10 protein-coding genes and 1 pseudogene are annotated in these 12730 nt (G+C 64.5%); 7 read left to right on the top strand and 4 right to left on the bottom strand.

The window, feature by feature from the left end:
* Positions 1-6: 6 nt before the first annotated feature.
* The 4 genes from ArtHe_RS05910 to ArtHe_RS05895 all read left to right on the top strand — a co-directional run bounded on the left by ArtHe_RS05910 (position 7) and on the right by ArtHe_RS05895 (position 4480).
* Positions 7-504, top strand: coding sequence for a GNAT family N-acetyltransferase (locus tag ArtHe_RS05910; RefSeq protein WP_248319168.1), 498 nt, complete (start codon positions 7-9; stop codon positions 502-504).
* Positions 505-545: 41 nt separating this feature from the next.
* The gene (locus ArtHe_RS05905; RefSeq protein ID WP_248319688.1) at positions 546-1796 is read left to right on the top strand and encodes an alpha/beta fold hydrolase; all 1251 of its coding nucleotides are present in this window, start codon (positions 546-548) and stop codon (positions 1794-1796) included.
* Between the two features lie 62 nt (positions 1797-1858).
* Positions 1859-3073, top strand: coding sequence for a polysaccharide pyruvyl transferase family protein (locus tag ArtHe_RS05900; RefSeq protein ID WP_282568715.1), 1215 nt, complete (start codon positions 1859-1861; stop codon positions 3071-3073).
* A gap of 210 nt (positions 3074-3283) precedes the next feature.
* Entirely contained in the window at positions 3284-4480 is a 1197-nt protein-coding gene (locus ArtHe_RS05895; protein ID WP_248319166.1) for a hypothetical protein, read from the top strand.
* Positions 4481-4522: 42 nt separating this feature from the next.
* On the opposite strand, the gene ArtHe_RS05890 is transcribed toward ArtHe_RS05895, so the two are convergent.
* The 4 genes and pseudogenes from ArtHe_RS05890 to coaE all read right to left on the bottom strand — a co-directional run bounded on the left by ArtHe_RS05890 (position 4523) and on the right by coaE (position 9183).
* Positions 4523-4900: an SHOCT domain-containing protein gene (locus tag ArtHe_RS05890; RefSeq protein WP_248319165.1), complete on the bottom strand. Its 378-nt coding sequence runs from the start codon at positions 4898-4900 to the stop codon at positions 4523-4525.
* 454 nt (positions 4901-5354) lie between these two features.
* Positions 5355-6323, bottom strand: a pseudogene (locus tag ArtHe_RS05885) (TerC family protein); the annotation flags it as partial.
* Positions 6324-6406: 83 nt separating this feature from the next.
* Positions 6407-8485 carry an excinuclease ABC subunit UvrB gene (uvrB, locus tag ArtHe_RS05880; protein ID WP_248319164.1) on the bottom strand — a complete coding sequence of 693 codons (2079 nt, stop codon included), beginning with the start codon at positions 8483-8485 and terminating at the stop codon, positions 6407-6409.
* 74 nt (positions 8486-8559) lie between these two features.
* On the bottom strand, positions 8560-9183 hold the full coding sequence (gene coaE / locus ArtHe_RS05875) for a dephospho-CoA kinase (RefSeq protein ID WP_248319163.1): 624 nt from the start codon (positions 9181-9183) through the stop codon (positions 8560-8562).
* A 58-nt stretch (positions 9184-9241) separates the two neighbouring features.
* Between coaE and ArtHe_RS05870 the strand changes: the two genes are divergently transcribed.
* The 3 genes from ArtHe_RS05870 (at position 9242) to ArtHe_RS05860 (ending at position 12683) form a co-directional block, all read left to right on the top strand.
* Complete coding sequence (locus ArtHe_RS05870) at positions 9242-9916, top strand: YigZ family protein (protein WP_248319162.1); 675 nt, start codon at positions 9242-9244, stop codon at positions 9914-9916.
* Positions 9913-11112: a class I SAM-dependent methyltransferase gene (locus ArtHe_RS05865; protein WP_248319161.1), complete on the top strand. Its 1200-nt coding sequence runs from the start codon at positions 9913-9915 to the stop codon at positions 11110-11112. Before ArtHe_RS05870 ends, ArtHe_RS05865 begins: the two co-directional genes overlap by 4 nt.
* A gap of 302 nt (positions 11113-11414) precedes the next feature.
* Positions 11415-12683 carry an extracellular solute-binding protein gene (locus ArtHe_RS05860; RefSeq protein ID WP_248319687.1) on the top strand — a complete coding sequence of 423 codons (1269 nt, stop codon included), beginning with the start codon at positions 11415-11417 and terminating at the stop codon, positions 12681-12683.
* Positions 12684-12730 lie beyond the last annotated feature (47 nt).

Genomic DNA, 12730 nt, shown 5'->3' with positions numbered 1-12730 from the left:
GATTCCATGTTGATCCGGCCCGCACGCAAAGCAGACGTTCCCGTAATCCTCGAGCTCATTCATGAGCTCGCCATTTACGAGAAGGAACCAGACGCCGTCCGGAACACACCGGAGGCCCTGGAGCAGCACCTGTTCGGCGAGCACCCGGCCGTGTTTGCGCACGTGCTGGAGGACAACGGGGCTGTCCAGGGTTTCGCGCTCTGGTTCCTGAACTACTCCACCTGGGAGGGGGTCCACGGTATTTGGCTCGAGGACCTCTACGTACGTCCCGAGGGCCGCGGCCGCGGTTACGGAAAGGCGCTCCTGCGCAGCCTGGCGCAGCTAGCCGTCGACCGCGGGTACGCCCGGGTCGAATGGTGCGTGCTGAACTGGAACGAGCCTTCCATCCAGTTCTACAAATCCCTCGGCGCGGAGCCGATGGACGAATGGACCACGTACCGGCTGACCGGCGGGGCCCTGAACGAATTCGGTGCTGCTGAAGCCGGCCAGACACGTTCGCTGTGAGCATCCCGCACACGGCGTCGGAGCCCGTCGCCGTCCGCGGCATGCGGGTGGTGGAACACAGGTTCAGCGTTCCCCTGGACCATTCCTGGCCGGACGGTGAACACATCACCGTGTTTGCCCGCGAATATTCCGATCCCGAGGTCGCCGGCGCCGATGAACTCCCCTGGCTGCTCTACCTGCAGGGCGGTCCTGGCGGAAAGGGCAGCAGACTGCTGCAGTTCGGTGGCTGGACCAAGGCCGCCACCCGGCGGTTCCGCATCCTGATGCTGGACCAGCGCGGCACCGGCCTGTCCACTCCGGCGAACCGGCAGACTCTGGCCGGCCGTGGAGACGACGCGGCCCAGGCGGAGTATCTGCGGCATTTCCGGGCCGACTCCATTGTCCGGGACGCCGAGCTGATCCGCACGGCCCTGAGCTCCGGGCCGTGGAGCATCTACGGCCAGTCCTACGGCGGATTCTGCGCCCTGACGTATCTCTCCTTTGCCCCCGAGGGGCTGAAGGAGGTCCTGATCACCGGCGGGCTGGCCCCGCTGACCGGCCCGGCTGACCGCGTGTACCAAGCCACGTTCGCGCGGACGGCGGCCCGGAACAGGGAGTATTTTGCCAAGTACCCCGCAGACCGGGAACTCACCACCCGGATCGCCCGGCATCTGGAGGCCGTTCCGGAGTTCCTGCCTGACGGTCAGCGGCTCACGGTGCGGCGTTTCCAGATGGCCGGATCGTTCCTGGGCGGCAACACCCGCATGGACGGACTTCACCACCTGCTTGAAGAAGCCTTCGTTTCCACGCCCTCCGGCGAACGGCTCTCTGACACATTCCTTGCCGGCGTCTGGCAATTAGCGGACCGTTCCGCGAACCCCCTCTACGCCCTGATGCATGAATCGATCTACGGCCAGGGCGGGGCCACAAACTGGGCGGCGTGGCGGGTGCTGCAGGACTGGCCGGAGTTTCGTCCCGAAGCGCCCGAACCGCTCTACACCGGTGAGATGGTGTACCCGTGGTACTTCGATGAGGATCCAGCGCTGCGCCCTTTGAAGGGCACCGCGCATCTACTGGCCGGGATGTCCGGCTGGCCGGCCCTCTACGACACGGAACAGCTTGCCCGCAACACGGTGCCGGCTGCTGCTGCCGTCTACACCAACGACATTTACGTTGACCGCGGCCTCTCCCTTGAGACTGCCGCCGCGGTCGCCGGACTCCGGGTCTGGGAAAGCGCCGACTTCCACCACGACGGTATTGCCGACGACGGCGAAACCATCTTCAACCGGCTGCTGGGAATGATACGCCCCTAAGCGTGAATTTCACCTCAGGGACGCTGGACGAAATATCAGCGGTTTCAAGCTAATCTGGACTTATGAGGTATCCAGTTTATTATTTGATCGGAGCTTCAGGCCACCCCAATTATGGCGACGAATTCATCACCGCGGCATGGCTGAGGTATTTGAACGAGACGGCACCGGATGCACAGGTGTGGCTGGACTGCCCACAGCCTGGATCCGCGGCGGCGCTCTTTCAGGGGCTGCACCCCAACCTGAATGTCACGAATACGATGTGGCGCGCGGTTCTCGAGTCGGCCCATCTGCCGGCCGGGGAGATCGGCGGACGTGTCCGCGGCCTCGTGGCCAATCTCGGCTCTCCTGCCTACGATCTGGGGCTGCTGCAGCTGCGGGAAGCGCAGTCGCTGCACTTGATCGGCGGTGGCTACCTCAACGGTGTCTGGCCTCACCACTCCGCTCTGGCCGACGGGATGAGGGCCGTGAAGGAGCTGACCGGTGCCCGGCTGTATGCCACCGGACAAGGCCTGATGCCGCTGCCCGAAGGCCTGGCCGATCCCACTGCCCTGTTCGCAGAATTTGACCATATATCAGTGCGTGATAACGCGAGTTCCGCGAGTTTCGGCGTTCCGCTGGGAATAGACGACGCATTCCTTGGGACGAACAGGGAAATGCGCCGGGATACTCATGGAGCAGAGGGACTTTTTGTTTGTATCCAAAGTGATATGACCGATGCAGAAACGTTTCATAAGACTGTCGCGGGTGCTCGTCCGGTGATCGAGCATGCAATCAGCCAGGGGAAGCGGGTCAGCTATGTGGAGGGTATTCCGGGTGTTGATCACGCAGCCTTCGCACTGCTGTCAGATCTGATCGCCGGGGACCGGTTCATTCCATTTTCCCACCTCTGGCAGCACGGGCTTCCGCTGTCATCTCAACAGGAGTGGCTAACCACCCGGTTCCACTTCCACCTGCTGGCAGCGGCTGCGGGCGCGCGGGGGGTCGCCCTGGGGATCAAGCCGGGATACTACGACGTCAAACACCAGTCGCTGATTGAACTCGGCAGCGGCTGGACCTTTGTGGGCGCTGATGACATTGATTCACGCCTGGAAATTCCCACCGCCACCGGCTCCCTTGCCCGCCGGCTCCCGGAGCTGGAAGCCCGCAAACGGGCAGAGGCGGACCGTCTCTATCCCCCGGTCCGGCAGGACCGGGACCCGGAGACCGGTGACCGGTTTGCCCCGGCAATGGGAAGCACCTTGCTTCGACGCTTCGGGGCCGTGCGTGCCCGCCGCTGACACCGCCTCCCCACCACGGACAGCCCAAGGATGAGCTCGGCGGCCTGCACCGGCATTATGCCTCCGGCTGTTGGTAGTGTGCCGTCTCCGGCCTACCCTGTCAGCAGGAAAGAACCGCGCGGCGGAAGGCCTGACATGGCACCCAGTACACGCATCGAGGCCCCTCGGGCTGAACAGCCGGCCGCCTCTCCACCCAGATGGCGGAGAATCGTGTCCGCTGTCTTGGGTGTGCTCAGCGCCCTGCTGCTTGTGGCCGCAGTGACTGCGGGTTACGCAGCAAGCCTGGTAAGCAACACCGACCGGTACGTGGATACCATCGGGCCGGTGATCCAGGACCCCGCCGTTCAGGCGGACCTCTCCCAGCAGCTTGGAGACCAGATCACGGAGCGGCTGGACATCAGTACCACGGTCGACGACGCACTCTCCAACCTTGACGATTCACGCGCGGCCCAGGCGCTCGGCGCCGCACTGGGCCCGGTTATCGCTGACCGCACCAATGCCCTGATCGACAACACGGTAACGAAAGCGGTCTCCAGCGAAGCGTTCGCCAACCTCTGGGTAGATGCGAACAGGACCGCGCACGAGGCGCTGGTCCGGGCCGTCAATGACGACCCGGGCGGCGCCGCCTCCATTGCCCCGAACGGTGACGTCACCATCTCCACCACACCGATGATCAGCGAGGTGAAATCCCGGCTGCTGGCCAAGGGAGTGTCCGCGGCGTCGGCGATTCCCGACGACGCCGGCAGGGATTTCACTGTCTTCCATGCGCCGGGTCTCGCTACGGCGCTCTCTGCGCTGGCTGCTCTGGAACGGGTGGCGGCTATTCTGCCTTGGGCCGCCCTGGTGTTTGCTGCTGCGGCCGTACTGCTGGCTCCGGCGGGCCGTCGCCTGCGTGCCGGCCTTGTCATTGCCGTGGCCAGCGCCGCGGCGGCCCTTGTTCTTGTGCTGGCACTGCGAATCATCCAGCAGATGGGGATCCAGGAGCTGACGGGCAGTGCTGTATCCCCGGACGCAGCCGGAGCCCTCAGCAATGCGTTCCTGGGCCCGCTTGCCGCAGCGCTTCGCACGGTGCTGGTGCTTGGCCTGCTGGCGGTGCTGGTGCTTTATGCAGCCGGGCACCCCGCCCGTTGGGAGCCCTGGATGCTGCGTCACCAGCGCTGGTGCCAGGGAGTTGCGGCAGGGCTTCTCGTTCTGCTCCTGTTCCTGCCCGGACTGACCGCCGGAACCACCCTTGGAATCGCCGTCGTGTTGGTGGGTTTGATTGTTGTCCTCGAGGTGCTCGGCAGGCGGAAAGCGGCTGTCGATCCGCTTACCGTACCGCCGGTGCCACCCAGCCCGCCGTCGTCTCCCGCCCCGCCGGCGAATTCGCCTCCCCCGGCCCCGCCCGCTGAGCCGGCGTCCGCCTAACCCGGGGCACCATTCGGTGCCGGGTTCCGCGGACCCGGCTGTTCAGGCCAGGGCTTTGGCCTTGAGCCGGCCGAACTCGTCGTTGGTGATCAGCCCCTCATCCAGCATGGACTTGGCGGAACTGATCTGTTCGGCGGGACTCTGGGTACCTGCTGTGTGGCGGATGTACTGGGCCGTCTGCTCTTCTGCCTCGTGTGCCCTGCGGACACTCCTGGCCGCCATGCCCTTCCCCCTCGCAATGACATAGACCAGGGCCGTCAGATAGGGAACAAACAGCAGGAAGAAAATCCAGACTGCCTTCAGCCACCCGTTCATGCTGTCGTCGCGGAAAATGTCCGCGAAGATCTGGAACAGCAGCATGAGATAGGCGAAGAGGAAGAACACCGCGATGATTGACCATAGGACTTCGAAGAAGTTCATTGCTGCTCCTTGGGAGCGTGAAACGGAAACAAAATGGCCACTCATGGCCGTGGGTGTCCCTATGAGGGATGGTCGTAGTAGATGAAGGCTAGCACCGGCGTCCGGCCAGGTCGCCGGTCGACGCCGGTTCTGCCGTCCTCCGCAAACAAATTCGGCTGCCCGGCAGGTTTCCCTGCCGGGCAGCCGCACCAGCTGTTTCGGTGTTTTCCTAGCGTTCCTGGTGTTCCGGAGATTGTCCCGGCGTTCGCGGATCGGAGGCCCGGAACCGGGCCTGCGCTTCTTCCGAAATTTCCGGAAGCTCAACGTCCGGACGGTTCTGGGAAGCCTTTTCCGCGGCACGGTAGGTCGCGGAAACCCTCTCGTAGGCCTGGACGCGCTCCTCATGCGCAGCGTCCTCGCCCAGGCTGCGGTACACGGCCAGCGCATTCTCCAGGGACGCCACAGCCTGTACGGCCTTTGCCTTCGGACTCAGCAGGCTGGCTACGGTTGCGATCACGATGGTGCCCAGGATGACGGCCAGGGAAACGAAGGTCGGGATTTCCGGAGCCCAGGCGACCGGTTCGCCGCCGTTGATGAACGGCAGTTCATTGACGTGCAGCGCATGGAGGATGAGCTTCACACCGATGAACGCCAGGATGATCGACAGCCCGTGCTTCAGGTAGATCAACCGGTCCATGAGACCGCCCAGCAGGAAGTAAAGCTGGCGCAGGCCCATCAGCGCGAAGATGTTGGCGGTAAAGACAATGAACGCACTCTGGGTCAGCCCGAAGATGGCCGGAATCGAGTCCACGGCAAACATCAGGTCGGTGACGCCGATGGTGATGAAGACAACCAGCATCGGGGTGAAGACCTTCTTGCCGTCCACCACGGTGCGGATCTTGCCGGCGTCGAATTTGTCCGTCATCGGCAGGAAGCCGGTGAGCCGGCGGATGAGTTTGTTGTCGCTTCCGGAGTCTTCGTCCTCGCCGTTATCAGTGGCCTGCTTGTACGCGGTCCAGAGGAGGAAAGCGCCGAAGATGAAGAAGACCCAGCTGAAGTTCTCGATCACGGCGGCGCCAATGAGGATAAAGATTCCGCGCAGGATCAGGGCAATGATGATGCCGAACATCAGCACTTCCTGCTGGTACTTACGGGGTACCGAGAAGCGGGCCATGATGATGATGAACACGAACAGGTTGTCGATGCTCAGGCTGTATTCGGTGACCCAGCCTGCCACGAACTGGCTCCCGTACTCCGGGCCGGTGAAGACAAACATCATGGCGGCGAACAGCAGCGCCAGCCCAACGTAGAAGCCGACCCACAGGCCGGCTTCCTTCATGGACGGTTCGTGGGGCCGTTTGACGACCAGGAGCAGGTCGAAAAGCAGGACCAGTCCCAGGATGATAAACGTGCCGACCTCGAAGGCGACAGGTAATGCGGGCATGTAGAAGTACCTTTCAGAGCACGGAAAAGGCAGGGTCTTCCGGATACCTCCCGGACTGCCCCACCGACGCCAAGCAGTCTATCTCAGGCGTGCCCGGCGTTCTGCATCTGGCGCAGTTCCTTCTTAAGGTCGCCAACCTCGTCACGGAGCCGGGCGGCGAGTTCGAACTGCAGCTCTGCGGCGGCTGCGTGCATCTGTTCCGTGAGCTGCTCAATCAGTCCGGTCAGGTCCTCCGCGGGGGCGGCGGCCAGTCCGTCCTTGCGGATGCCCTTGGCATTGCCCTTCTTCTTCGTCCGGGCTGCCTCTTCCAGCAGCGCCTTCGTGTCCGCGTCCTCGCGCGCCAGCGAATCGGTGATGTCGGCAATCCGCTTACGCAGCGGCTGCGGGTCCACGCCGCGTTCCTTGTTGTAGGCAACCTGGATGGCCCGGCGCCGGTTCGTCTCATCAATGGCATGCGCCATGGAATCGGTGATCCGGTCGGCGTACATGTGCACCTCGCCGGAAACGTTCCGCGCGGCACGGCCAATGGTCTGGATCAGGGAGGTTGAACTGCGCAGGAAGCCTTCCTTGTCCGCGTCAAGAATGGACACCAGGGAGACTTCGGGCAGGTCCAGGCCTTCACGGAGCAGGTTGATCCCCACCAGCACGTCGAAGGTGCCGAGCCTCAGTTCACGGAGCAGCTCCACCCGGCGGAGGGTGTCGACGTCGGAGTGCAGGTACTCGACCTTGACCCCGTTTTCCAGGAGGTAGCCGGTGAGGTCTTCGGCCATGCGCTTGGTCAGGGTGGTGACCAGCACGCGTTCGTCCTTCTCGGTCCGGGTCCGGATCTCGGCCAGCAGGTCATCGATCTGGCCCTTGCTGGGCTTGACCACCACTTCCGGATCCACCAGGCCGGTGGGGCGGATGATCTGCTCAACCACGCCGTCGGCCTTGCCCAGCTCGTACTTGCCCGGGGTTGCGGACATGTAGACCGTCTGGCCGATCCGCTCCAGGAACTCATCCCACTTCAGCGGCCGGTTATCCATGGCTGAAGGGAGCCGGAAGCCGTGCTCCACGAGGGTCCGCTTACGGGACATGTCACCCTCGTACATGGCGCCGATCTGGGGAATCGTCACGTGGGATTCGTCCACCACCAGCAGGAAGTCATCCGGGAAGTAGTCCAGCAGGCAGTGAGGTGCCGTACCCGCCCCGCGGCCGTCGATCCAGCGCGAATAGTTCTCGATGCCGTTGCAGAAGCCCATCTGCTGCATCATTTCCAGATCATAGGTGGTGCGCATCCGCAGCCGCTGCGCTTCGAGGAGCTTGTTCTGCCCTTCGAGTTCGGCGAGGCGCTCCCGCAGCTCGTCCTCAATGCCGGTGATGGCCCGGTTCATCCGTTCGGGTCCGGCAACGTAGTGCGAGGCCGGGAAGACGTACATCTCTTCCTCGTCGCGGATCAGGTCGCCGGTGAGCGGATGCAGGGTCTGGATGCTCTCCACCTCGTCGCCGAAGAACTCGATCCGGATGGCCTGCTCTTCGTACATCGGGATGATTTCCACGGTGTCGCCGCGCACCCTGAAGGTACCGCGGTGAAAGTCCATGTCGTTGCGGACATACTGCATGGAGACGAAGCGGCGCAGCAGGTCATCGCGGTTCATTTCCATGCCGCGGCGCAGCGTCACCATGCCCCGGATGTACTCTTCCGGCGTACCCAGGCCGTAGATGCAGGACACGGTCGCCACCACGATTACATCGCGCCGGGTCAGCAGGGCGTTCGTCGCGGAGTGCCGCAGGCGTTCGACCTCCTCGTTGATGGAGGAGTCCTTCTCGATGAAGGTGTCGGTCTGCGGAACGTACGCCTCGGGCTGGTAGTAGTCGTAGTAGGAAACAAAGTACTCCACTGCGTTATTGGGCAGCAGTTCCCGGAACTCGTTGGCCAGCTGGGCCGCCAGGGTTTTGTTCTGGACCATCACCAGGGTTGGCCGCTGCACCTGCTCCACCAGCCAGGCTGCGGTGGCGCTTTTGCCGGTACCCGTGGCGCCCATCAGGACGACATCCTTTTCGCCGGCGTTTATGCGTTCGGCCAGTTCCTTGATGGCCGTCGGCTGGTCACCGGCAGGTGAGTAGTCACTGACCACACGGAACGGAGCAACAACACGATTGATGTCCTGCGCAAGACTCATGGTTTAACGCTACTCCGGGATGCGGTCAGCTCTTGTCCGTATTGCTCACGGCATAACGTCGTTTCCAAGTACGCTTACTGCCGGTCCGTCCGCAGCCGTGCCTCGTTCAGGGGAACCAGGCGGTTCTCCCAGAGCTCCTTCACGGCCGCCACCAGCTGATCACGGCTGCCGGTGTTGTTAAGTACGACGTCGGCTGCCGCGGCCCGCTGCCCGGCACTCGCCTGTGCCGCGATTCTTGCCTGCGCAGCCGCCGGATCCATGCCGCGGTCCCGGACCATACGCTCCATCCGCAGCCCCTCCGGCGCTTCGATCACCAGGACGAAATCGAAATTCCCCGCCTGCCCGGTCTCCACCAGCAGGGGGACGTCCTGGACGAGTATCCCCTCGGCCGGAACCTGCGCCGCCAGCTGCGCGGCCCGGGCACGGACCAGCGGATGAACAATCCCGTTGAGCACTTCACGCCGTTCAGCGTCGCCGAAGACCACTGCCGCCAGGGCGGCCCGGTCAAGCGTGCCGTCGCCGGACAGTATGTCCGGGCCAAAGGCCCGGACGACGGCGGCGAGCCCCTCGGTGCCTGGCGCCACGGCTTCGCGCGCCAGCGCGTCGGCGTCGATCAGCACGGCGCCGCAGTCCGCGAGGGTCTGGGCGGCCAGGGATTTGCCGGCAGCGATCCCGCCGGTGAGTCCTACCTTGAGCATGGCTCCCACCCTACCCGGAACGGAAGCCGTGCCGGGGGACGGCAACTAGACTGGAACGGTGAGTGATTTCGACGCGGCGGCGGGGCGCTACACGACCATCGCCCGGGAGCACCGCAGCGAGCTCGAAATCAAACGCTCACGCTTCATCACCGTGCTGCGGCGCACGGAAACCGAACAGCAGGCCCGTGAACTGGTGGCGGAACTGCGCCGTGAGTTCCACGACGCCCGGCACCACTGCAGTGCTTTTGTCCTGGGTCCGGACCGGGCGGTCCAGCGCTCCAACGACGACGGCGAGCCCTCCGGAACGGCAGGGATTCCCATGCTGGAAGCACTGACCAAGCGGGAGACTCTTGACGGCTGCGCGGACCTGAGCGACATCACCGCAGTCACCGTGCGCTATTTCGGCGGAATCCTCCTGGGCGCCGGCGGACTGGTGCGCGCCTACTCCGAGTCAGTGTCCCTGGCCCTCTCATCCGCTCCCCTGCTCCGGCGCAGGCGCATGCAGCTCTATGCGGTGACAGCAGGCCATGCCGGCGCCGGCCGGTTGGAGAACGATCTGCGGAGCGCCGGATACAGCATCAGGGGTACCGACTATGGGCCTGGCGGAGCCACCATCACCGTGGCGCTGCCGGATGCTGCCGGCGCCGGAGATGCCTTTTCGGACCGGCTGGCTTCCCTTACCGCCGGCGGAACCACGCCCGAGCCCCTTGCTACCGAATGGATCGATCTGTGACCCCCACTGCTGCTTTTGCTTTCGACGTGCTCGGCCGTGCCCCCGACGTTGAGGCTGAGAACCTCCAGGCGTACGACAGCGCGGACCGGCTGCTGCTCGATACCGCTGCGGAGGACCTGGCCCGCCTGGCACAGCAGCAGGAATCTGCCCGCAGAGGCGCGGGGCACCACGCCGGTTCCGGCCCGGCAGGACTGGCCGTTATCGGTGACTCCTACGGTGCCCTCACCCTCGGAGCGGCAGCCACGCATGGCCTCCGCGGAATTCGGGTCCAGCAGGATCCGCTGTCCGGGGAACTTGCCCTGGACGCCAATGCCCGGACCCTGGGACTCGGGGAGACCTATGCGCACCATGGGCTGGACGGCAGACTCGCGGCAGGTGCACGGCTGGTGCTCCTGCGCCTGCCTCGTTCACTGGATGCCCTGGAGGAGATTGCTGCGCTGGTCGCGGAGCACGCTGCACCGGACGTCGTGATCTACGCGGGCGGGCGCGTGAAACATATGACGACGGCGATGAATACCGTGCTGGGGCGGTACTTCGGCTCCGTCACGGCAGGCCTGGCGCGGCAGAAGTCCCGGGCCCTGACCGTATCCTCCCCCCTGCCCGCGCCGGAGCGCCCGGCCCCGCGCTTTCCCCTGGCGGCTGCGTACGACGCCGGACTGCCGGCGCCGCTCCAGCTCCGGGCCCGCGGCGCGGCCTTTGGCGGAGCTGCGCTGGATCCAGGGACCCGCTTCCTGCTGCCGCATCTGGCTCAGGCCCGGAGCGCCGGGCAGGTGGTTGACCTGGGCTGTGGCAACGGGGCCATCGCCGCGTACCTGGCACTGACCCGCCCGGAGGCCCGCATCCTGGCCTCTGACCAGTCGGAAGCCGCTGTTGCCTCCACTGTCCTGACGCTGGAGGCGAACGGTGTCGCCGGGCGTGCCGCCGTGCGCCGGGCGGATGCCCTGAGCTGGCTGGCCGATGCGTCGCAGGAACTGGTTGTGCTCAATCCGCCTTTCCATATTGGGGCGGCCGTGCATGCCGGCATCGCCCTGAAACTCTTTGCCGACGCCGGCCGGGCCCTGCAGCCCGGCGGTGAGCTATGGACAGTCTGGAACAGCCACCTCGCCTACAAGCCGGCCCTGACCAGGCTGGTCGGACCCACCCGGCAGGTTGCGCGGAACCCCAAGTTCACGGTCACGGTGTCCACGGTCCGTTAGTTTTCTCCCCTTCACACCCCCTTCCCCAAAGTCGAGAGAGCGCTCTCTTGACAGTGAAGCCCGTCACATCTAGGCTCTCAGCAACATCAGAGAGCGCTCTCTCACTCGGCTGCAGCACCTAGCCGGACCTGGCTCCCTGTTAATCCACAACACATGAGTCCCGCCCAGCGGATCAGCCAGGAAGCTCCACGGCAGAGTCCATTCGGGATATATATGCACCGGCTAGACCCACACACAAAGGAGTGACCGTGAAAAACTTCCGACATCCAGCTGCTGCGGTGGCAGGCGCCGCCGTAGTGGCAATGCTGGCCGCCGGCTGCGGCGGCGGCGACAGCAACAGTGACGAACCCGCTTCGGCGGAAAATCCGGTCGAACTGACCGTGACCACGTTCGGCACCTTCGGCTACGACGATCTGTATGCGGAGTACGAGGACGCCAACCCGGGGGTCACCATCAAGGCCACCAACATCGATACCGGCGGCAACGCCCGGACCGACCTGTTCACGAAGCTCGCCGCAGGTTCGGGCGTCAGCGACGTAGTCGCCATCGAAGAGGGCTGGCTCGGTTCGATCATGGAAATCTCCGACCAGTTCGTTGACCTGAACGACTACGGAGCGGCTGACATTAAGGACAACTGGGTCGACTGGAAGTATGAACAGGGAACCGATCCTGAGGGGCGCGTCATCGGATACGGCACCGACATCGGCCCGCAGGGCATCTGCTATAACGGGAAGCTTTTCGAGGCAGCAGGACTGCCCAGTGACCGGGAAGCCGTTGCCGAGCTTCTCGGGGGAGAAAACGCCTCCTGGGAGAAGTACTTCGAAGCCGGAAACCAGTACAAGGACACCAGCGGCAAGGCCTGGTTCGACCAGGCCGGCTTCGTGTGGAACTCCATGGTGAACCAGATGGACGAGGGTTACTACACCAAGGACGGCGAGCTGAACCTCGACGGCAACGAAGCGATGATTTCGCGCTTCAAGCAGCTGGGCGGTGCCATCGAAGACGGGCTGTCCTCTGATCAGACCCAATGGGACTGGGCCAACGGCAAGGCGTTCCTTGACGGCTCCTTCGCCACCATGGTGTGCCCGGGCTGGATGCTGGGAACCATCCAGGGAAAGATTGAGGCCGCGGGCGGCGGGACGGACAGCGGATGGGACTTCGCCGATGTCTTCCCCGGCGGAGCGTCCAACTGGGGTGGAGCCTTCCTGTCCGTTCCGGAAACGTCCGAGCACAAGGAAGCTGCGGCCGCACTGGCAGCCTGGCTGACCCATCCGGACCAGCAGATCAAGCAGAGCGCGGCAGCAAACAACTTCCCCAGCACCATTGCTGCCCAGGAACAGCTGGCATCCGAGGCCACTCCGAACGAATGGTTCAATGACGCCCCCACCGGCTCCATCCTGGCTGCCCGTGCTGAAGGCGTAGTTGCACAGTTCAAGGGCCCGGATGACTCAGTGATCCAGGAGAACGTCTTCGGTCCGCCGATCGACCTCCTTGAGACCGGCCAGGCAGACGCCGACCAGGCCTGGGCCAAGGCGCTCGAGCTTCTTAACGACCTGGTTATCAACAACTAGCAGCACCGCACGCGGGGCCTTCGGCCTCAGCCGTTGGCCCCGCCTGG

It is taken from the genome of Arthrobacter sp. Helios (assembly GCF_023167125.1).
GTDB lineage: Bacteria > Actinomycetota > Actinomycetes > Actinomycetales > Micrococcaceae > Arthrobacter_B > Arthrobacter_B luteolus.
This window is presented reverse-complemented; position numbering and strand designations above follow the sequence as displayed.

Excerpts from the sequence above, each read along its gene's own strand:
- ArtHe_RS05910 (WP_248319168.1), top strand. The coding sequence starts at position 7 with ATGTTGATCCGGCCCGCACGCAAAGCAGACGTTCCCGTAATCCTCGAG.
- ArtHe_RS05905 (WP_248319688.1), top strand. The coding sequence starts at position 546 with ATGCGGGTGGTGGAACACAGGTTCAGCGTTCCCCTGGACCATTCCTGG.
- ArtHe_RS05900 (WP_282568715.1), top strand. The coding sequence starts at position 1,859 with ATGAGGTATCCAGTTTATTATTTGATCGGAGCTTCAGGCCACCCCAAT.
- ArtHe_RS05890 (WP_248319165.1), bottom strand. The coding sequence starts at position 4,900 with ATGAACTTCTTCGAAGTCCTATGGTCAATCATCGCGGTGTTCTTCCTC.
- uvrB (WP_248319164.1), bottom strand. The coding sequence starts at position 8,485 with ATGAGTCTTGCGCAGGACATCAATCGTGTTGTTGCTCCGTTCCGTGTG.
- coaE (WP_248319163.1), bottom strand. The coding sequence starts at position 9,183 with ATGCTCAAGGTAGGACTCACCGGCGGGATCGCTGCCGGCAAATCCCTG.
- ArtHe_RS05860 (WP_248319687.1), top strand. The coding sequence starts at position 11,415 with ATGCTGGCCGCCGGCTGCGGCGGCGGCGACAGCAACAGTGACGAACCC.